We start from the raw sequence: 18282 nt of genomic DNA, 5'->3' as shown, positions 1-18282 counted from the left end.
CCTCTGTCGGTGGGTGGTGCGAACATGTGTTCGTGAGGGAGCGTGTCTCGGTCGACGGTGCGGCGTCGATCCTCCACGCCGATCTCGACTCGTTCTACGCGTCGGTGGAGCAGCGCGACGATCCGCGGTTGCGCGGGCGCCCGGTGATCGTCGGGGGCGGGGTGGTGCTCGCCGCGAGCTACGAGGCGAAGGCCTTCGGCATCCGCACCCCGATGGGTGGCAGCGCCGCACTGCGGTTGTGTCCGCACGCCGTGGTCGTCCCGCCGCGATTCGACGCCTACACCGTGGCGAGCCGCGCGGTGTTCGACGTCTTCCACGACACCACACCGCTGGTGGAGGGCATCTCCATCGACGAGGCGTTCCTCGATGTCGGTGGTCTGCGACGGATCAGCGGAACCCCCGTCGAGATCGGCCGGCGGCTCCGCGAGCGCGTCGCCGCCGAGGTGGGCCTGCCGATCACCGTCGGCATCGCCCGCACGAAGTTCCTCGCCAAGGTGGCCAGCGCGGTCGCGAAACCCGACGGACTGCTCGAGGTCGCGCCGCACGCCGAACTGGAGTTCCTGCACCCTCTGCCGATCGAACGCCTGTGGGGCGTGGGAACGGTGACCGCGGCGAAGCTGCACGACAGCGGGATCCACACCGTCGGCGACATCGCCGTCACCGGTCACGAGATGTTGGGTTCGGTGGTCGGCCGTTCGGCCGGGGCGCACCTCTACGCGCTGTCGCTGGCCCGCGACCCGCGACCGGTCCACGTCGGAAAGCGACGCCATTCGATCGGGTCGCAGCGGGCCATCGGTCGCGGGCCGCACGCCATGAGCGACCTCGAGGCCACGGTCGTCGCCATCGTCGATCGGCTGGGCCGGCGGCTGCGTCACGCCGGCCGGGTCTGCCGAACCCTGGTGCTGCGACTGCGATTCGACGATTTCACCCGCGCCACCCGGTCGCACACCCTCGACGAGGCGACGGCGTCGACGCAGATCCTCATGGTCGCCGCGCGTCGCCTCCTGGCCGATGCGGCCCCGTTGCTGAGCGAGCGCGGCTGCACGCTGATCGGCATCTCGCTGGCGAACCTCGACGACGCCGACGCCGTGCAGCTGGCCCTGCCGTTCGGCGAGCGGGAGAAGCATCAGGAGTCGACCAGCGGTGCGCAGGTCACCCTCGACACCTCGGCACTCGACGCCGCGGTCGACGACCTGCGCGAGCGCTTCGGCGCGGGCGCGCTCACCCGCGGCGTGCTTCTCGGTCGGGCCGATCACGGTGAGGTGCCGAAACTGCCCGACTGACCGATGGTTGTGCTGTGTACCAACTCTTACCGGGGGGTAACAAGAACGCGTTCCAGTACCCTATGGTGAGTGCGTGAAGTCACAATTACGCGCGATCGCCATGGCGATCACCCTGGTGGCCGGTGTCGGGACCGTCGCCACAGGTACCGCGTCCGCCGCTCCCGGAGACACCTTCTACACGCCGCCGGCGAACTACTCCTCGGAGCCCGGTTCGATCATCAAGTCCCGCGGGACGCCGATCTTCCTGCAGATCCCGGCTGATCCCCGCCCGTTCCCGGGTGCGGCCACCACCATCATGTACTCCTCGAAACTGCAGGACGGCTCGCGTGCCGCAGTGACCGGTACCGTCATCGAGCCCTTCGCGCCGTGGCGCGGCAAGGGGCCGCGACCCACCATCGTGATGGCGCCGGGCACGATCGGCCAGGGCGACCAGTGCGCCCCGTCGAAGCTGGTCGGACTCCCGGTCTCACTCGACATCTCGAAGCCGTCGATCGGCCTCAACTACGAGGGTCTGTTCGCGAATCTGCTTCTCTACCAGGGCTACCGGATCATGATGACCGACTACATCGGTCTCGGTACACCCGGCACACACACCTACGTCAACCGTGTGGAGGAGGGCCACGCCGTCCTCGACGGCGCGCGGGCCGCGCTGAACCTCAAGAAGCTGCCGGCGAACTCGCCGGTCGGCTTCTGGGGCTACTCGCAGGGCGGCGGCGCCACCGCGTCGGCCGCCGAGATGGCCTCCACCTACGCCCCCGAGCTCAACATCAAGGGCACCTACGCGGGCGCACCGCCGGCGAATCTCGAGAAGGTCCTCAAGCAGGTCGACGGCACCTCGATCGTGGGCGTCATCGGCTACACGGTCAACGGCCTCGTCGCCCGGTACCCCGAGCTCGGTCCGATCATCGACCGCGAGGCGAGCCCGGCGGGCAAGCGGATCCTCAAGACGCTCTCCACCGACTGCATCGGGGATTCGTTCTTCCGCTTCGCGTTCCGTAGCACCAGCGAGTGGACGACCTCGAAGAAGTCGCTGTACGACATCTCCCAGAAGTACCCGGTGATCCAGAAGGCCCTCGACGATCAGTTGATCGGCACGATGAAGCCCAACGCGCCGGTGCTCATCGACACGGGCGTCAACGACGACATCATCCCGCACGGACAGGTGATCGAGTTGGCGAACAGCTGGAAGGCCAAGGGCGCCAACGTCACGGTGATCAACGACGGCACTCCGCCGATCTTCCCGCGCCTGGCGCTCAACCACGCACTCCCGTATCTGTTCAGCACGCTTCCGGCGTACAAGTTCCTCTACGACCGGTTCAACGCGCCCAGCTGAGTCGCCTGTGACGCCGACGGCGCCGACCTCCTCGACCGAGGGGTTCGGCGCCGTCGTGCGTCGTGAGTACTCAGGTCAGGGCAGGAGGGCGACCTTGCCGCCGGGATGGCCGTCCATCACGTACGCCAGGGCCTCGACTGCATCGGTGAGCGGGTACGTGCGTGCCATCGGCACATCGAGCTCACCCTGGCCCGCCATCGAGATGAGTTCCGCGCGAACCGCATCACGGAATGCGGCGCTGGCCGGCATCGCACCGGCGATGGCGCGTAGCCCTTCGCGCTGGGCGCGGGGCATGTTCACGACGGTGACGAACCGGTCGGGATCGACGAGAGCGGCCGAGACGTCGAACGCCTCGTCGGTGCCCGCCGCGTCGAGGGCGGCGTCGACCGGACCGATCGCCCGGACCCGGTCGAGCAATCCGTCGCCGTAGGCGACCGCGACACCACCCAACCGTCGCACGCGCTCGGCGCCGGACTCACCGGCGGTGCCGATCACAGAGATCCCTCTGGCCCGGGCGAGCTGCAGTACCGCGACACCCACGGCACCCGAGGCGCCGTGCAGGAGCACCGTCTCACCCTCGGTCGCGCGGACCACGTGCAACATCTCCGCCGCGGTGGTCCCCGCGAGCAGGAGATTCGCCGCCTTCTCGAACGGGACGTCCGCGGGCTTGGCGAACACGTCGCGTGCCGGAACGGTGATGGCGGTGGCGTAGCCACCGCGGACCCGGAAGGCCAGTACCTCGTCGCCGACTGCGGTCGGGCCCGAACCGATCTCGGTGTCGGCGCCGACCGCCGCGATCACGCCCGCGACCTCGTACCCGACGGGCAACGGGAGCTCCGCACCGTCGCGCATCGTGTGTTTCAGATCCGCCGGATTCACCCCCGCGGCCCGGACCTCGATCGTCACCTCGCCGGGTCCGGGGTCGGCGACCTCGTGCTCGACGAACCGGAAATCGTCGAGCCCGCTCGAACCGTGTGCTTCCCACCGCTTCGCGGTCATGGTGTCAGCCCCTTTCCTGTGATGGTGCGGTCCGTCGCGGCACATAGCGCATCGCGACGGCCCCCGACTCGTACCCCTGGCGTCCGGTGAACTCGAGACCGAGCGGTTCGCGCAGACCGTCGAACAGGCGCGGGCCGTGTCCCGCGACACGAGGGTGCACCACGAATTCGTACTCGTCGATGAGACCCAGCTCGGCGAGCGCCATCGGCAGCGCCACGCCGCCCAGGTAGATGCCGTTGCCGGGCTCGTCCTTGAGTGCGGTCACCGCCTCGGCGAGGTCGCCGCGGATCAGCTCGGCGTTCCAGTCCACGCTCGCCAACGTCGACGAGACGACGTACTTCTTCGCGGGGTCGATGACCGCGGCGAACGGGTCGGTGTCATCGCTCGGACCACGGAAGGCCGACTCCATCATCTCGTAGGTGACGCGACCGAACAGCAGCGCGTCGGCCTGTGCCAGCCTCTCCGCGGCGCGCCGATGGAGTTCGGCGTCCGGGGTGATGCCGCGATGGTCGCAGCATCCGTCGAGCGTGACGTTGATCGAGTAGAGGAGCGGGCGCATTCGCACAGTCTTGCGCGGATCGTGCCTCGACACGCCGCAGAAACGCAGGCGAGCCCGCACCCGACGAACGGGTGCGGGCTCGCATGCAGCAGAGATCAGATCAGGCGTCGGCTCCGATGATGAACTCCTCGAGCTGCGTGCGCGCGACGTCGTCGGCGAGCTGCTTCGGGGGGCTCTTCATGAGGTAGGCCGAGGCCGGGATGACCGGTCCGCCGATGCCGCGGTCGAGGGCGATCTTCGCCGCACGCACGGCGTCGATGATGATGCCGGCCGAGTTGGGCGAGTCCCAGACCTCGAGCTTGTACTCGAGGTTCAGGGGCACGTCGCCGAAGGCGCGACCCTCGAGGCGGACGTAGGCCCACTTGCGGTCGTCGAGCCACGCGACGTGGTCCGAGGGCCCGATGTGGACGTTCTTGTCCTCGATCTTGCCGGCCAGCGAACCATGCAGGTTCGAGGTGACGGCCTGGGTCTTGGAGACCTTCTTCGACTCCAGGCGCTCGCGCTCGAGCATGTTCTTGAAGTCCATGTTGCCGCCGACGTTCAGCTGGTACGTGCGGTCCAGCGCGACGCCGCGATCCTCGAACAGCTTCGCCATCACGCGGTGGGTGATGGTGGCACCGACCTGGCTCTTGATGTCGTCGCCGACGATCGGCACGCCCGCGGCGCGGAACTTCTCGGCCCACTCGGGGTCGGAGGCGATGAACACCGGCAGCGCGTTGACGAAGGCGACGCCCGCGTCGATGCAGCACTGCGCGTAGAACTTGTCGGCCTGCTCGGAACCGACGGGCAGGTACGACACGAGGACGTCGACCTTGTTGTCCTTGAGCGCCTGCACGACGTCGCCGCCCTCGCCGTCGGCCTCGGTGATGGTCTGGCGGTAGTACTTGCCCAGGCCGTCGAGGGTGTGGCCGCGCTGCACGGTCACACCGGTGGGCTCGACATCGGCGAACTTGATGGTGTTGTTCTCCGAGGCGAAGATGGCCTCGGAGAGGTCGAAGCCGACCTTCTTGGCGTCCACGTCGAACGCGGCGACGAACTCGACGTCGCGGACGTGGTACTTGCCGAAGGTCACGTGCATGAGGCCGGGGACCGTGGCGGTCTCGTCGGCATCCTTGTAGTACTGCACGCCCTGGACCAGGGATGAGGCGCAGTTACCCACACCCACAATGGCCACGCGGACTGAGTTTGTGTCACCCATGGTCGGGATCTCCTTCTTTCTGTGGTGGAACTGAGGTTGTATCCGGTTCGAGAAGCTGGCTGTCGGGCTCGGCCGCGGATTCCGCGGCGATGAGCTCGTTGAGCCAGCGGACCTCGCGTTCGCTGGACTCCAGGCTCAGCTGGTGGAGCTGTCGTGTGTAGCGGTCGACGGCCCGGTTGGACCGACCCACCGCCTCACGCAGTCCTTCGCGGCGTTCCTCGACCTGACGTCGACGACCTTCGAGAATCCGCATGCGAGCCACGGCCGGCGTGCGACTGAAGAATGCGAGATGCACCCCGAAGCCGTCGTCGGTGTAGTTCTGCGGACCGGTGTCGGCGACCAGTTCGGCGAAACGTTCCCGCCCTGCGGGGGTCATCTTGTAGACCCTGCGCGCACGTCGCTTGAGAGTCCCCTGCGGTCCGGCGTCCTCTTCGATGAGACCGTCGGTCTGCATCCGGCGAAGTGTCGGGTACAGCGAGCCGTAGGAGAAGGCGCGAAATGCGCCCAGCAGTCCGGTGAGGCGTTTGCGCAGCTCATAGCCATGCATGGGTGCCTCGAGGAGCAAACCCAACACCGCCAACTCGAGCATTGCGTAACCCCTTTCCCGACCTGTCGAACGAACGTGTGGCACTGACACTACCCGCAATGTATCGCACCGATATAATCGGGATAGGAAACCACGTGTGAACTGGGGTTTACCGACACCGGGTGCGCGGGTGGCCGGCGGGAGTCGTGCGGCACCCCGGCGTCGGGTGCACCCGAACGCGTGGGCAGGTGGCCGGCTGCACGTACTCTTGAGATCGTGCTTGTGCAGAGACAGACGGTGGATTACGCGCTGCAGCGCAGATCCCTGCTGTCCGAGGTCTACGCCGGACGGACCGCCGTCGGTGCGGTCTGCGACGCAGACCCGTACCTGTTGCGCGCGGCCAAGTTCCACGGCCGCCCCAGCACCGTGCTGTGCCCGGTGTGCCGCAAGGAGCAGCTGACCTTGGTCTCGTGGGTGTTCGGCGACAAGATGGGTACCGTCAACGGCTCGGCCCGGTCGACCGAGGAGATCACGCGGTTGGCCGCGAGCACCGAGGAGTTCTCGGTGCACGTGGTGGAGGTCTGCCGGAGCTGCCGATGGAACCACCTCGTGCAGTCCTTCGTTGCCGGGCTGCCGGTGCGACCGCGCGCCCGCCGGTCGCGGCGGGTCGCCGGTACCGGCGAATGAACCCGCACCGCACGCGGTGACCCGCACGAGATGACCGCCGCGGGACGACCGCGGCGACATGCCCGCCCCGACGAACGGTGGCGGGCTCGAACTATGAGTATGGAGACGGTGTTGTGAGCAACGGAACCAGCGCGCAGCCGCGCACGGTCCGCGAGAAGAAGCGCTCGCGGCTGAATGTCGTGGCGTGGACCCTCGGCATCCTCGGAAGCCTGGTCCCCCTCGGGGTCGTGGTGATGGCCGTGGTGTTCCTCTTCACCTACCTCGGTGCCTCGGTACCCGGTCCCGACTCGATCAAGCAGAACCAGGTCGCCACGATCCTCAACGCGAACGGCGGCGAGATCGCCCGCATCGTGCCGCCGGAGGGCAACCGCACCGACGTCACCATCGACAAGATCCCCAAGGCCGTCCAGGACGCCGTCATCGCGGCCGAGGACCGGAACTTCCGCACCAACGCGGGCTTCTCGCCTACCGGACTCGGGCGCGCTGCGCTGGGACAGCTGACCAACAACGACGACGCCGGCGGCGGATCGACCATCACCCAGCAGTACGTCAAGAACGCGCTGGTCGGCGACGAGCGGAGCTACACCCGCAAGTTCAAGGAACTCGCGATCGCGACCAAGATGTCCAACGAGTGGACCAAAGACGACATCATGGCCGCCTACCTCAACACCATCTACTTCGGTCGCGGTGCCTACGGCATCTCCGCCGCGGCCCGGGCGTACTTCAACAAGGACATCACCGAGATCAACGTCCCCGAGGCCGCGGTGCTCGCGTCGTCGATCCGGTCGCCCTCCTTCTACGACCCCGCGACCAACCTCGCCGCCGCGCAGGCGCGCTGGCGCTACGTCCTCGACGGGATGGTCACCATCGGTGCACTCACCCCGACCGACGAGGCGACGCTGCAGTACCCGCGTGTGGCGGCACCCCGCGACTCGTCGGGCACGACCACGACCGGTCCGAACGGACTGATCAAGCAGCAGGTCCTCGCCGAGCTCAGCTCGCTGAACATCTCCGAGCAGGACGTGCAGACCGAGGGCCTGAAGATCACGACCACCATCGACCCGAAGGTGCAGCGTTCCGTCGTCTCGGCGGCGAACGGCCAGCTCGAGGGTGAGCCGCGCAACGTCCGCGACGCCGTCGTGTCGATCGACCCCGGCACCGGAGCGGTGAAGGGCTACTTCGGCGGCAACAACGGACAGGGCTACGACTACGCGCAGGCCGCTCTCCAGACCGGTTCGTCGTTCAAGGTCTTCGCGCTCGTCGCGGCTCTCGAGCAGGGTGTGCCGTTGTCGAAGGTCTACTCGTCGTCGCCGTTCGATGCGCCCGGAGGCAACACCGTCACCAACTCCGACGGTGAGAGCTGCGGCTCGTGCAACCTCGCGACCGCACTCAAGTTGTCGCTCAACACCGTCTACTACCGCCTGATGATGGACCTCGACGGTCAGGCGCAGGCCGTGGCCGACGCCGCGCATCAGGCCGGTGTCGCCGAGAGCTTCGGTGACATCAAGAAGACGCTGCAGAACACCGACGGCACCGGCGTCGAGGGTGGCGTTGTGCTCGGCCAGTATCCCTCGCGCGTGATCGACATGGCCTCGGCGTACGCGACCCTGGCCAACCAGGGCGTCTACCACGCACCGCACTTCGTGCAGAAGGTGGAGACCTCCGACGGGACCGTGCTGTACGAGCGCAAGAACGACGCAGGCGAGCGGCGCTTCTCGGCGGCGGTGGCCAACAACGTCACCTCGGCGATGCAGCCGATCGCGGCCTACTCCAACGGCCACTCCCTCGACGACGGTCAGCGGCCCTCGGCGGCCAAGACCGGCACCACGCAGCTCGGCGACACCGGTCAGAACAAGGACGCCTGGATGGTCGGGTACACCCCGCAGCTGTCGACTGCGGTGTGGGTCGGCACGGATGCCGGTGTGGCGCTGAAGAACTACAACGGTGCCATCGTCTACGGGTCGGGCCTGCCCTCGGACATCTGGCAGGCCGCGATGGACGGCGCACTCGCCGACGAGCCGATCGAGCAGTTCCCGACCCCGGCCGCGATCGGCGGTGTCGCCGGTGTCCCGGAGGAGGCCGCACCCACGACCGCCACCCGCCGGTCGCGTGAACAGGACAGCGAGACCACCGAACCCGAGGCGCCGATCACCACCTTCGCCCCGCCGTCGGCGACGCTCGCACCCGGCGTCACCATCCCTCTGCCGGGCCCGCCGACGGAGACCGTGGTGACCCCCGAGCCGCGGGAGCAGGATCCGTTCGCGCCCAACAACGGGCCCTGACGGCCTCGCGCGGCGCGGTAGATGAGCAACACGGTCGACGGTCCGGAGACCACGGGACATCCCGCCGACGACGCCGAGTCGGGTGCCCGGTGGGACTCCCCTGTCCGGCTGTCGGATGACCTGCGCGAGAACACCACCCGGGTCATCCCGACCCGGACCGACGTGGTGGCACGCGAGGCCTCCATCGCGGTCGGTGGCCCCATGGGCCTGCACGCTGTCGTCGGTCGAAGTCGGTATCTGACCCCGCTGCGGGTCATCCTGCTGATGGCGCTCGTGGCGCTGGCGCTGGGGTGGTACGGCAAAGCCGGGTGTCTGCAACAGGCACCCGTCGCCGGATCGGCCGCGTCCGGTTCCGAGCGGTTCGAGCTGGACTGGAGCAACCACCGGCAGTACATCGCCCTGTGCTACTCCGACACCATCCCGCTCTACACCGCCGAACGACTCGACACCGGTGCGCTGCCGTACAAGTCGTCGTGGGAGCAGAAGAAGCCCGACGGATCCACCGAGACGCGCTACATGGAATACCCGGTGCTCACCGGCATGTACATGTACGCGGCGATGGAGGTCTCGCACGGGTGGCGGTGGGCCCACGACAACTGGGGCGTGCCCGGCGCGCTCGACGTGGTGCTGTTCTTCAACGTCGTCGCCCTCGGCCTGGCGTTGTTCTGGTTGCTGACCATCTGGGCGACCGCCCTCACCGCAGGTGTGCGGATCTGGTCGGCGGCAATCGCGGCACTCTCCCCGCTGGTGATCGTGCACATCTTCACCAACTTCGACGCCATCGCCACCGCGCTCCTCGCCCTGGCGATGCTGGCCTGGGCGCGCAAGAACCCCTGGGCCACAGGGCTGTTCCTGGGGATCGGTGTCGCGGCCAAGCTGTATCCGGGCCTGCTGATCATCCCGTTGGCGGTGTTGTGTCTGCGCGCGGGCCGCATACGCGAGTTCGCGGTGACCGTTGCGGTGGCGGTCGCGGCGTGGTTGGCGGTGAACCTGCCGTTCATGGTGACCGTGCCGACGGGGTGGTGGGAGTTCTTCCGCTACAACTCCGATCGCGGCACTGATCCGGACACCTGGTTCACGGTGGTCAGCAAGATCAGCGGATACGCCTGGGGAGCCGACGCCAACGGACGGTCCGATCTCGTCAACGCGATCTCGCTCGGCGCGTTCGTCGCGGTGTGTGTGGGCGTGGTGTTCGTCGGCCTGCACGCGCCGATGCGACCACGCCTGGCGCAGTTGATGTTCCTGACCGTCGCGGGATTCCTGCTCGTCAACAAGGTGTGGAGTCCGCAGTACTCCCTGTGGCTGGTGCCTCTGGCGGTGCTGGCCCTCCCGCGCACCCGGCTGTTGGTGGTGTGGATGGTTCTCGACGCCCTCGTGTGGATCCCGCGGATGGGCCTCTATCTGCCCGCCGACGTCAAATGGCTTCCCGAACAGTGGTTCACCGGTGCGGTGGTGGTCCGCGCGTTCGCGGTGATCGCACTGTGCGCGGTGGTGGTGTGGGAGATCTACCACCCCGAACGCGATCTGGTGCGCAACGGCCGCAACGGTGACTTCTACGACGACCCCGGTGGCGGTGTCCTCGACGGCGCAGTCGACACGATCAGTCTGCGTCCCCGCCGATCCGCCCCGACGCCCCGGCGTCGCGCCAAGGCGGCCGCGGTCAGCTGACGCGTCGGCGCAGAACCGCTCTCGCAGCCGGCCAGTCGTCGTCGGTCATCGCGAACTGCGCTGTGGTGCGCCACGATCCGTCGGGGAGAGGGCGGTGCTTGCGGAGCAGTCCTTCGAACTCGGCGCCGAGTTTCGCGATCGCCGCGCGCGACTGCGCGTTGCGCTCGTCGGTGTGCCACACCACCCGCACCGCCCCGCATGCCTCGAAGGCGTGTTCCAGCAACAGTAGTTTCGCCTCGGGGTTGACCGCGGTGCCCTGCACGCGTCGCGAATACCAGGTGTAACCGATCGCGACCGAGCGGTTGCGGGGATCGATGTCGTAGAAGCTCGTTGTGCCCACGATCGTGTCGGCGTCGTCAGCGGTGTCGATCACGGCGAACGCCACCCGCGCGGGATCGGCGTCGGCGGTGGCGATGTATGCCCGCGCCGCGGGCTCGTCGCCCGGGACGGTGGTCCAGCGGAAGGCGTCGGGTTCGTCGACGGCGTCGGCCAGTGCCGAGGAGTCGCCGTCGGTCAACGGGCGCAGGCGGACACGGGTCCCGGTGAGCGTCGGGGTGCCGATCCAGGTCGTCATGGCGCGTGTCTGTGTCACGCGCCGACGGTGGCGGGAACCCGTTCGAGGAAGCCATCGGGTTTCGGGGTGCGAACCCGCAGCGGCGCACGGACGAACGCGACCAGCAGGATGGCGAGCAACACCGCATGCGTCCACACCCCGAACTGCACGCCGCCCATCACCCACCACTTCATCGGCGACCCCGAGGTGTAGATGCCGAAGAGTCGGAAGATGGTGAGGTCCAACGACAGATCGGCCAGAAGGTAGAGCGCGATGATCGGCCACGCGACGCGGAGCAACACGAAGAACGGCAGGATCCACAGCGTGTACTGCGGCGAGTGGACCTTGTGGAACAGCATGAAACCGGCCAGCATCGCCGCGCTCACACCGATCCACGGGTAGGCGTCACCGCTGCGCCACACCCGCACACCGAGGTAGATCACGACGACGAACGACACCAGGATCAGCAGGGGCGAGGCCACACCCACGATCGAGTTGTAGGTCGAGTTCATCCCGCCGGTCAGATGACGCACACCCCAGTACCAGACGGTGTTGGTGTCGACGTCGGACTTGCGGCGTCCCTGGAACTGCAGCGACGCCCTCCATCCCTGGAAACCGCCGATCATGAACGGCAACTGGATCGCGATGACCGCGACGGCCGCCGATCCGACGACCCACGCGGCGCCGACCCAGTCCAGGCCACGCCGCGAGCGTTCCATCGTCCATGTCCCCACCGACGCGGCGGCCGAGCCGTGGGTCAGCACATAGGCGGCCAACGGCAGCACGAACAGCCCCGGATAGATCTTCAGACAGAACCCGACGGCGAGCAGCAGCGAGGCGATCACGCTGCTGGTACGCAACGACAACCGCGGTCGACCGGTCCGGGCCGACGTCTGCGCACCGAACACCATCACCGCCACGGCGCCGACCCCGGTCGCGACGACCGGCAGTTCCCAGTTGTGGAACGCGTAGAGGATCAGCGGCGGCGTCGCAGCCCACAGCAGCGCCCACCACCGGACCAGCAGACCGAGCAGGACCGTCACCAGGATGCCGAACGGCAGCAGGATCAGCGCCGAGTGCATGAAGAACTCGGTGTCGGTGTGGGCGCCGATCGCCCCGAGGTACATCAGCAGTCCCGACAGCACCGGGTACTCCACCACCCCGCCGAACAGCACGCCGTCGTCGGTGATCCCGCCGTGGATGTAGGGGAAGACGTGGTTGTTGATGTCGCGCCCGACCCACAGGAACTGCAGGTCGGAATAGCAGGGCATCAACAGTTCGTTCTGGCCCACCGGCCAGTGCTTGCTGCGCCCGTCGGGGAAATACGGTGCACCGCCGCAGTCGAGTTTACCCAGGTAACCCAGCCACATGAACACCAGGCTGAGCACCACGAGGACGAGGAGGACGACCGCGAGGTTGCCCTTGGCGGCGTGCCATCGCAGGCGCCACTGATCGGACGTGGACATCGCGGGCATGGGCTACAGGTTAGGTGATCCCGTGTTCCACTCCACCCAACCGACGCCTCGGCGACCGTCGGAACGGGTGAACTCACCCCAGGCGCGGGGCATGACGGCGACCTCTCCGGACACCTGTCGGAGCACCTGAGGTCCCTGCCCGAGGGCGCGGAACGTCACCGTCGACGACCCGGGTTCGGCGGCGATCGTCATCGCGGTGACCGCGTCGCCGTCGGTGTCAACGTCCACCACCCGGCAGCTGTCGATCGCGACGACCGGTGCACCTGGCGCCTGCAGGTAACCGGTGGAGACCGGGGGTATCCCGGGCAGCCTGATGTCGACGCCGTGCATGTGCGAGCCGTCGTCGAAGCGGGCCGCGAGCCAGTACCACTCGGTGTGCCACCAGTTCTGCGCGTCCCAGGCGTGGTCGCGTTGTCCCGGTCCGTCGATCGCGATGGGGGCCTCGGGGAGTCCTTCGCCACGCAGCGTGACCGACCCGGTCACCATGCAGCCGATCTCGAACACGCGGGTCAGGTCGTATTGATAGGGCCGTGCCGAGGTGTACCAGTGCAGCTCGAGCTGCACCCCGACCTCGGCACCGATCATCGACCGGACCGCCGTCGCGTCGGGCACCACGTGTCCGACGCCGTCGACGGAGACGTGGACGTGTGCGAGCGGATCGACGACCGTGAAGGCGAGCGTGCTCGATTCGCCGGAGAGCACCCGGCCGGCGTCGATGGTGGGGTCGCACAGGGTGATGGTCGGTAGGTCGGGGCCGCAGACGGTGAGGCTGAACCACCCGTCCGGGTTGTCGGGTCCGACGCCGAAACGCATCGCGGCCCCGACACCGGCCGACGGATCGGCGACGTCGAGGTACCACGTCTCGTTCCAGCCATCGCCCGGCGCGGGAGGGTGTGGACCCTCGTCGGTGGCCGACACGACAGTGTGCGACGCGTCGTCTGCAGCGAGCCCACCGTCGGGCAACACGCCGCGGGGCGTCGGGCGAGACCGCGCGCCGATCCGGGGATCGGCGGTCGCGGCGAGGGTCGCAGCGTGCGGGCTCGTGGTCGACTCGAGATCGATGAGGTAGCTGCATGCCCGATGGAAATGGGTGAGCCACAGGTGTTCGGGATCGGCGGTATGCGTGCTGACCGATTCGGCCCACGACGTGATCGCGTTGACCACACAGTGGAATGCCGCGTCGCGCACGTCGCGGCGTAGGGCCTCGGCATCGCCTCCGACGATCTGGTGATATGCCGACAGCAGGGAGTCGCCGAACTCGCGTCGCACCGCCGGGTCGAGCGCGGTACCGAGGAAGGTCGCCAGGTCGGTGGCGCGCGACCCCCGGTGCGCGTGCTGCCAGTTCACGATGGTGATCGGCCGGCGCGTCCCCGACCAGCCGAACAACACGTTGCCCAGACGGAAGTCGCCGTGCACCACGGCCCGCGGGGACGTCGACCGGCGTTGGTGGGCGAGCATCGACTCGACGGAACCCACGACACGGTTGGCGACGCCGAGTGCGTGGGGCGCGATCTGCTCCCCGTAGTTCTCGACGAACCGCACGTACAGCTCACCCAGGCCTCGTCGGTCGAGAGGTGCGGGCTCGGCGATGGTGCCGGGTGGGACGCTGCGCACGTCGAGGGTGGTGTGGACGTCGGCGAGCGCCGCGATCACCAGTTGCGCCTTGCCCCGGGTGATCCCGGCGAGGCCGTCGCCGACGGTGGCACGTCCCGAGTCGTGCAGGAACAGCCAGAAGGCGCCTGTGTCGGGGTCGAGTTCGGCGGCGAGACACGTCGCCACCGAGGAGATCGACGAGGTCTGCGGCAGGGTGTGGAACGCCACGAGTCGACGGAACGGTTCGTCGGAGCCCCGCCACGACGGTGCGGCCGCGGTCAGCAGGACCGACGCCGGCAGATCGTGGGCATCGGGGGCGTCGATCGTCACGCGCACGGTGACGGTGGCGCCGGAGTGGGCGAACGGCTCGACGTCGATGGCGGCGACGGGCGCGCCCAGGACCTCGGAGAGCCACGGGGCCGTCAGCTCGTCGATCCGCCACCACGCCACCGGTACGACTCTAGGAGCTGTGCGGTGGTCACCGGAGTCCCATCTGGACACGTCCCTGTATCGATTCGCGCCCGGTCGGCGGCGATTTCGCTGGTCACGGGTGCCTGCGGTAGCCTGGGCCGGTTGCCGACGCAGGCGACCCTCCTGCCACGGACAGTCCGTGGCCGATCAGCCCATAGGAGGTGATGAGGTCTTATGCGTCACTACGAATTGATGGTCATCCTCGATCCGAACCTGGACGAGCGCACCGTTGCCCCGTCGCTCGACACATTCCTGAACGTCGTCCGTAAGGACGGCGGGAAGATCGACAAGGTCGACATCTGGGGAAAGCGCCGTCTCGCATACGAGATCGACAAGCACTCGGAAGCGATCTACGCGGTCATCGACATCGATGCCGAGCCCAAGACGGTGTCCGAGCTCGACCGCCAGCTGAAGCTGAACGAGTCGGTGCTCCGCACCAAGGTCATGAAGGCCAAGTAGACACCCGACTCGGCAGCCTCGTGTGAGGCGGTTCTCGTCTCGACGGAACCGGATCGCGCGAAGCCGCGTCGTATGTCGGTACCGATCAATAGGGTCGGCGTCATCACGACGCCACCGGTGATCGGTGCGCATCGACTTCGACAACCACACTCACGTTTAGGGAGCAGACATGGCCGGCGACACAATCCTCACCGTCATCGGGAACCTGACGGCGGATCCCGAGCTGCGTTTCACCCCGTCGGGGGCTGCGGTGGCCAACTTCACCGTCGCCTCCACCCCGCGGATGTTCGACCGTCAGACCAACGAATGGAAAGACGGCGAAGCACTGTTCATGCGGTGCAGCATCTGGCGCGAAGCGGCGGAGAACGTGGCCGAGAGCCTCACCAAGGGCGCACGCGTCATCGTGTCCGGTCGGCTCAAGCAGCGCTCGTACGAGACCCGCGAGGGTGAGAAGCGCACGGTCGTGGAACTCGAGGTCGAGGAAGTCGGTCCGTCGTTGAAGTACGCCACCGCCAAGGTCAACCGCGCATCGCGCGGAGGCGGCGGAGGTGGCGGCTCGATGTCGTCGGGCGGTGGCGGTGGGAACCGCGGCGGCTCCGGCGGTGGCGGCGGTGCCGCGCAGAACGACGATCCGTGGGGCAGCGCCCCCGCGACCGGATCGTTCGGCGGCGGAGACGACGAACCACCCTTCTGACGCGACACCTTCCGGCGGGTTTGCTCCCGCCGGCAGGTTCTCGCCCAGCGACACAGCGGAGTACGTACATGCCCAAGGCATCGGGAGGCGGACGCAAGATCCGTCCCGAGAAGGACGTCACGGCCAAGGCCTGTTCCTTCTGCAAGGAGAAAGACACTCAGATCGACTACAAGGAGACGTCGCTGCTGCGGCGTTTCGTGTCCGACCGCGGCAGGATCCGTTCGCGTCGGGTTACCGGTAACTGCGTGCAGCATCAGCGAGATGTCGCTGTCGCAGTCAAGAATTCGCGCGAAGTGGCGCTGCTGCCGTTCACCTCGACGGCCCGCTGAGCGGAAAGGACAACACAATGAAACTCATCCTCACCACCGAGGTCGACAACCTCGGAGTCGCCGGCGACACCGTGGAGGTCAAGGACGGCTACGGCCGTAACCTCCTCCTGCCCCGCGGCCTGGCCATCCCGGCCACCCGTGGCGCGCAGAAGCAGGTCGACGGCATCCGTCGCTCGCAGGAGGCCCGCGCGGTGCGCGGCCTCGAGCACGCCAACGAGCTCAAGCAGGCGATCGAGGGCCTCGACGCGGTCACCCTGACCGTGAAGACCCACGATTCCGGCAAGCTCTTCGGCTCGGTCACCGTCTCCGACGTCGCCGACGCCATCCGTTCCGCGGGCGGTCCGGCCGTCGACAAGCGGTCGGTCGAACTGCCCAAGGGGCACATCAAGTCCACCGGTAGCTTCCCGGTGGTCGTCAACCTGCATCCCGACGTCTCGGCGTCGGTCGACCTCACGGTCGTCGCGGGCTGACCCCACGCACCACACGCCTCGGCCCCCGACACCTGGTGTCGGGGGCCGAGTGCGTTGTCGGGGTCGCGTACCTCGGTCAGCGAGCGGCGAGGTAGGCGGCGGTCTGCGCACCCACCAGATCGCTCAGGTCCCGCTGCGCGAGGTCGACGTCGAGCAGATGGGTGCCCCACGTCGGGTTGGGCAGCCGCGGCAGCGCCGCGGCGGGGATCGGAGCCGCACCGCTGAGCTGCAGGACGTGCGGGCCGGCACCGGTGGTGCACCGGGCCCGGTAGCCGTCGACCGCTCGACCGGCGATGAGTCCGCGGATGGGCGCGGTCGCGGTGCTGCCGAGCGCGGCCGGGTTCGTGCAGGCGACGCTCAGACCGGGACCACTCGGGAACGGCGTGCCGGGCGTCGGCGCGGTCCCCGCGTCGGGGACCCGGCCGTAGCGGGTGTCGGCGGGTGGTGTGTTGCCGAACGTGGAATACGCCACCACGCAACCGAACTGGCTCCGCGTGGTGCACAGCGGGATGGTGGAGAAGTCGCCGCCGGTGGTCGAGCCGGATCGGACGAGCACGTTGCCGCCGAGCAGGATCGCCGAGACGATGCGGTCTCGCGTGGCTGTGCCGTCGATCGATTCGCGCATGAGCGCGCGCAGCATGAGGGTGCCCTGTGAGTGACCGATGAGGACCACGCCCCGGCCGGCGTTGTGGTGGGTGAGGTAGTCCTGCCAGGCCGAACGGATGTCGGAGAACGCCAGCGCCAGTGCGGCATTGCGCTGCGGGCCGTTGCCGGCGGTGAAGAGTCCGCGCAGCGTGCTCTGGCGGTACATCGGCGCCCACACGTTGCAGCGGGCACCGAACGGCGCGGCCTGCTCGGCGGCGATCACCCGCTCCTCCGGCCCGATCACGCGGTTCGCGTTCCGGCCGAGTTGTAGGGAGACGGTGGGATAGACGTAGAAGCAGTCGACGGGTGCGCCGGAACGGCCACCGCAGGCGTCGCCGGGCTGACCGGGCCGACACAGCCACACCGTGGAACCACTCGAGGTCGGCGCAGCGGCGGCGGTGCCCACGCCGAGAACGGTGGCCAGCAGTGCGAGCACCGCGACGATGCCGAGGGACGAGCGGGTCACACGCAGGCGGGCCATGGGGTTGATTACACCGCATGCGCTGCGTGCGCCACCACCCCCGCGGCGGACGAACGGATCGATGTCGCCCCGACACCGCAGGGCACCGCGACACGGTCGCCGACCACGAGATCTCGCGGGAGGGACGCGGTGACGGCGTCGGCGTCGCCGCCGGCGAGGCGTGTGTGCGGCAGTCGTGAGTGGGTCCCGTCGCCCAGCAGGTGGACTCGGTGCTTGTGGGCCACCGACACCCGGCCGATGAGACGCGCGTGGTCCCAGGCCATGTCGATGACCGGTGCGTCGCTGTCGGTGGGGATGCCGGTGCGAACATCGCAGTCCACCAGCAGGATCGGATGAGTCGGATCGTCGAGAACTGCGCTCACCGAACACACGACGACGACCGTCGTCGCGTGATCGTCGGCCGCCCACCGCATGGGACTGCCCAGCAGAGTCGCCGCCGTGGACAGGGAGAAGCCCTGCACCGCAACGTCATCGATCGTCACCGAGGTCCCCGGAGGCCAACGACGGAGGTCGATGGGGTCGGGTATCGACATGCGCAACGTCGGCATGATGTCGGTGAGGGTCACGTCCTCCGGTG

At 68.3% G+C, this 18282-nt stretch carries 18 protein-coding genes; 9 read left to right on the top strand and 9 right to left on the bottom strand.

The window, feature by feature from the left end; translation table 11 throughout:
• Positions 1–32 precede the first annotated feature (32 nt).
• Together dinB and ACLBW1_RS01870 are read left to right on the top strand one after the other, a co-directional pair.
• On the top strand, positions 33–1283 hold the full coding sequence (gene dinB / locus ACLBW1_RS01875) for a DNA polymerase IV (protein ID WP_447809747.1): 1251 nt from the start codon (positions 33–35) through the stop codon (positions 1281–1283).
• 100 nt (positions 1284–1383) lie between these two features.
• Positions 1384–2616 (top strand): lipase family protein, encoded by a 1233-nt coding sequence (locus ACLBW1_RS01870; RefSeq protein WP_447811107.1) that lies wholly within the window; start codon positions 1384–1386, stop codon positions 2614–2616.
• A 75-nt stretch (positions 2617–2691) separates the two neighbouring features.
• On the opposite strand, the gene ACLBW1_RS01865 is transcribed toward ACLBW1_RS01870, so the two are convergent.
• From ACLBW1_RS01865 to ACLBW1_RS01850, 4 genes are all read right to left on the bottom strand, one after another.
• Positions 2692–3615, bottom strand: a complete 924-nt coding sequence (locus tag ACLBW1_RS01865; RefSeq protein ID WP_447809746.1) for an NADP-dependent oxidoreductase — start codon at positions 3613–3615, stop codon at positions 2692–2694.
• Positions 3616–3619: 4 nt separating this feature from the next.
• Entirely contained in the window at positions 3620–4174 is a 555-nt protein-coding gene (locus tag ACLBW1_RS01860; RefSeq protein ID WP_447809744.1) for a dihydrofolate reductase family protein, read from the bottom strand.
• A gap of 100 nt (positions 4175–4274) precedes the next feature.
• Entirely contained in the window at positions 4275–5372 is a 1098-nt protein-coding gene (locus ACLBW1_RS01855; RefSeq protein ID WP_447809743.1) for an inositol-3-phosphate synthase, read from the bottom strand.
• Entirely contained in the window at positions 5365–5961 is a 597-nt protein-coding gene (locus ACLBW1_RS01850; RefSeq protein WP_447809742.1) for a PadR family transcriptional regulator, read from the bottom strand. The genes ACLBW1_RS01855 and ACLBW1_RS01850 overlap by 8 nt, the downstream gene beginning before the upstream one ends.
• A 219-nt stretch (positions 5962–6180) precedes the next feature.
• On the opposite strand from ACLBW1_RS01850, the gene ACLBW1_RS01845 reads away from it, so the two are divergent.
• The 3 genes from ACLBW1_RS01845 (at position 6181) to ACLBW1_RS01835 (ending at position 10535) form a co-directional block, all read left to right on the top strand.
• Entirely contained in the window at positions 6181–6585 is a 405-nt protein-coding gene (locus ACLBW1_RS01845) for a DUF5318 family protein (protein WP_045824842.1), read from the top strand.
• A 233-nt stretch (positions 6586–6818) separates the two neighbouring features.
• Positions 6819–8867 (top strand): transglycosylase domain-containing protein, encoded by a 2049-nt coding sequence (locus ACLBW1_RS01840; RefSeq protein ID WP_447811106.1) that lies wholly within the window; start codon positions 6819–6821, stop codon positions 8865–8867.
• 21 nt (positions 8868–8888) lie between these two features.
• Positions 8889–10535: a glycosyltransferase family 87 protein gene (locus ACLBW1_RS01835; protein WP_447809740.1), complete on the top strand. Its 1647-nt coding sequence runs from the start codon at positions 8889–8891 to the stop codon at positions 10533–10535.
• Here ACLBW1_RS01835 and ACLBW1_RS01830 read toward each other — a convergent pair.
• From ACLBW1_RS01830 to ACLBW1_RS01820, 3 genes are read right to left on the bottom strand one after another with little or no spacing between them, the layout of a single operon-like run.
• Positions 10528–11109 (bottom strand): GNAT family N-acetyltransferase, encoded by a 582-nt coding sequence (locus tag ACLBW1_RS01830; protein ID WP_447811104.1) that lies wholly within the window; start codon positions 11107–11109, stop codon positions 10528–10530. The genes ACLBW1_RS01835 and ACLBW1_RS01830 overlap by 8 nt on opposite strands.
• A 14-nt stretch (positions 11110–11123) precedes the next feature.
• Positions 11124–12563: a hypothetical protein gene (locus ACLBW1_RS01825; protein ID WP_447809739.1), complete on the bottom strand. Its 1440-nt coding sequence runs from the start codon at positions 12561–12563 to the stop codon at positions 11124–11126.
• Positions 12564–12566: 3 nt separating this feature from the next.
• The gene (locus ACLBW1_RS01820) at positions 12567–14606 is read right to left on the bottom strand and encodes a phosphotransferase family protein (protein ID WP_447809737.1); all 2040 of its coding nucleotides are present in this window, start codon (positions 14604–14606) and stop codon (positions 12567–12569) included.
• Positions 14607–14801: 195 nt separating this feature from the next.
• Here ACLBW1_RS01820 and rpsF point away from each other — a divergent pair, with 195 nt between their 5' ends.
• The 4 genes from rpsF to rplI all read left to right on the top strand — a co-directional run bounded on the left by rpsF (position 14802) and on the right by rplI (position 16579).
• Positions 14802–15086: a 30S ribosomal protein S6 gene (gene rpsF / locus ACLBW1_RS01815; protein ID WP_447809736.1), complete on the top strand. Its 285-nt coding sequence runs from the start codon at positions 14802–14804 to the stop codon at positions 15084–15086.
• Positions 15087–15255: 169 nt separating this feature from the next.
• On the top strand, positions 15256–15780 hold the full coding sequence (locus tag ACLBW1_RS01810) for a single-stranded DNA-binding protein (RefSeq protein WP_045824836.1): 525 nt from the start codon (positions 15256–15258) through the stop codon (positions 15778–15780).
• A 68-nt stretch (positions 15781–15848) separates the two neighbouring features.
• The gene (rpsR, locus tag ACLBW1_RS01805) at positions 15849–16109 is read left to right on the top strand and encodes a 30S ribosomal protein S18 (protein ID WP_447809735.1); all 261 of its coding nucleotides are present in this window, start codon (positions 15849–15851) and stop codon (positions 16107–16109) included.
• A gap of 17 nt (positions 16110–16126) precedes the next feature.
• On the top strand, positions 16127–16579 hold the full coding sequence (gene rplI / locus ACLBW1_RS01800) for a 50S ribosomal protein L9 (protein WP_045824834.1): 453 nt from the start codon (positions 16127–16129) through the stop codon (positions 16577–16579).
• 76 nt (positions 16580–16655) lie between these two features.
• Here the strand turns inward: rplI and ACLBW1_RS01795 are convergent, their stop codons facing one another.
• Positions 16656–17705 carry a DUF3089 domain-containing protein gene (locus tag ACLBW1_RS01795; RefSeq protein WP_447809734.1) on the bottom strand — a complete coding sequence of 350 codons (1050 nt, stop codon included), beginning with the start codon at positions 17703–17705 and terminating at the stop codon, positions 16656–16658.
• An 8-nt stretch (positions 17706–17713) separates the two neighbouring features.
• On the bottom strand, positions 17714–18271 hold the full coding sequence (locus ACLBW1_RS01790; RefSeq protein ID WP_447809733.1) for a hypothetical protein: 558 nt from the start codon (positions 18269–18271) through the stop codon (positions 17714–17716).
• Between the last annotated feature and the right edge of the window lie 11 nt (positions 18272–18282).

The sequence above is a fragment of the Williamsia sp. M5A3_1d genome (assembly GCF_053345315.1).
The sequence above is the reverse complement of the archived record's forward strand: the minus strand, read 5'-3'. Positions and strand labels throughout refer to the sequence as shown.

Bases quoted from the DNA above. Each gene is read 5' to 3' on its own strand.
- ACLBW1_RS01870 (WP_447811107.1), top strand. From the start codon at position 1,384: ATGGCGATCACCCTGGTGGCCGGTGTCGGGACCGTCGCCACAGGTACC.
- ACLBW1_RS01865 (WP_447809746.1), bottom strand. From the start codon at position 3,615: ATGACCGCGAAGCGGTGGGAAGCACACGGTTCGAGCGGGCTCGACGAT.
- ACLBW1_RS01860 (WP_447809744.1), bottom strand. From the start codon at position 4,174: ATGCGCCCGCTCCTCTACTCGATCAACGTCACGCTCGACGGATGCTGC.
- ACLBW1_RS01855 (WP_447809743.1), bottom strand. From the start codon at position 5,372: ATGGGTGACACAAACTCAGTCCGCGTGGCCATTGTGGGTGTGGGTAAC.
- ACLBW1_RS01850 (WP_447809742.1), bottom strand. From the start codon at position 5,961: ATGCTCGAGTTGGCGGTGTTGGGTTTGCTCCTCGAGGCACCCATGCAT.
- ACLBW1_RS01840 (WP_447811106.1), top strand. From the start codon at position 6,819: ATGGCCGTGGTGTTCCTCTTCACCTACCTCGGTGCCTCGGTACCCGGT.
- ACLBW1_RS01835 (WP_447809740.1), top strand. From the start codon at position 8,889: ATGAGCAACACGGTCGACGGTCCGGAGACCACGGGACATCCCGCCGAC.
- ACLBW1_RS01830 (WP_447811104.1), bottom strand. From the start codon at position 11,109: ATGACGACCTGGATCGGCACCCCGACGCTCACCGGGACCCGTGTCCGC.
- ACLBW1_RS01825 (WP_447809739.1), bottom strand. From the start codon at position 12,563: ATGCCCGCGATGTCCACGTCCGATCAGTGGCGCCTGCGATGGCACGCC.
- rpsF (WP_447809736.1), top strand. From the start codon at position 14,802: ATGCGTCACTACGAATTGATGGTCATCCTCGATCCGAACCTGGACGAG.
- ACLBW1_RS01810 (WP_045824836.1), top strand. From the start codon at position 15,256: ATGGCCGGCGACACAATCCTCACCGTCATCGGGAACCTGACGGCGGAT.
- rpsR (WP_447809735.1), top strand. From the start codon at position 15,849: ATGCCCAAGGCATCGGGAGGCGGACGCAAGATCCGTCCCGAGAAGGAC.
- rplI (WP_045824834.1), top strand. From the start codon at position 16,127: ATGAAACTCATCCTCACCACCGAGGTCGACAACCTCGGAGTCGCCGGC.
- ACLBW1_RS01795 (WP_447809734.1), bottom strand. From the start codon at position 17,705: ATGGCCCGCCTGCGTGTGACCCGCTCGTCCCTCGGCATCGTCGCGGTG.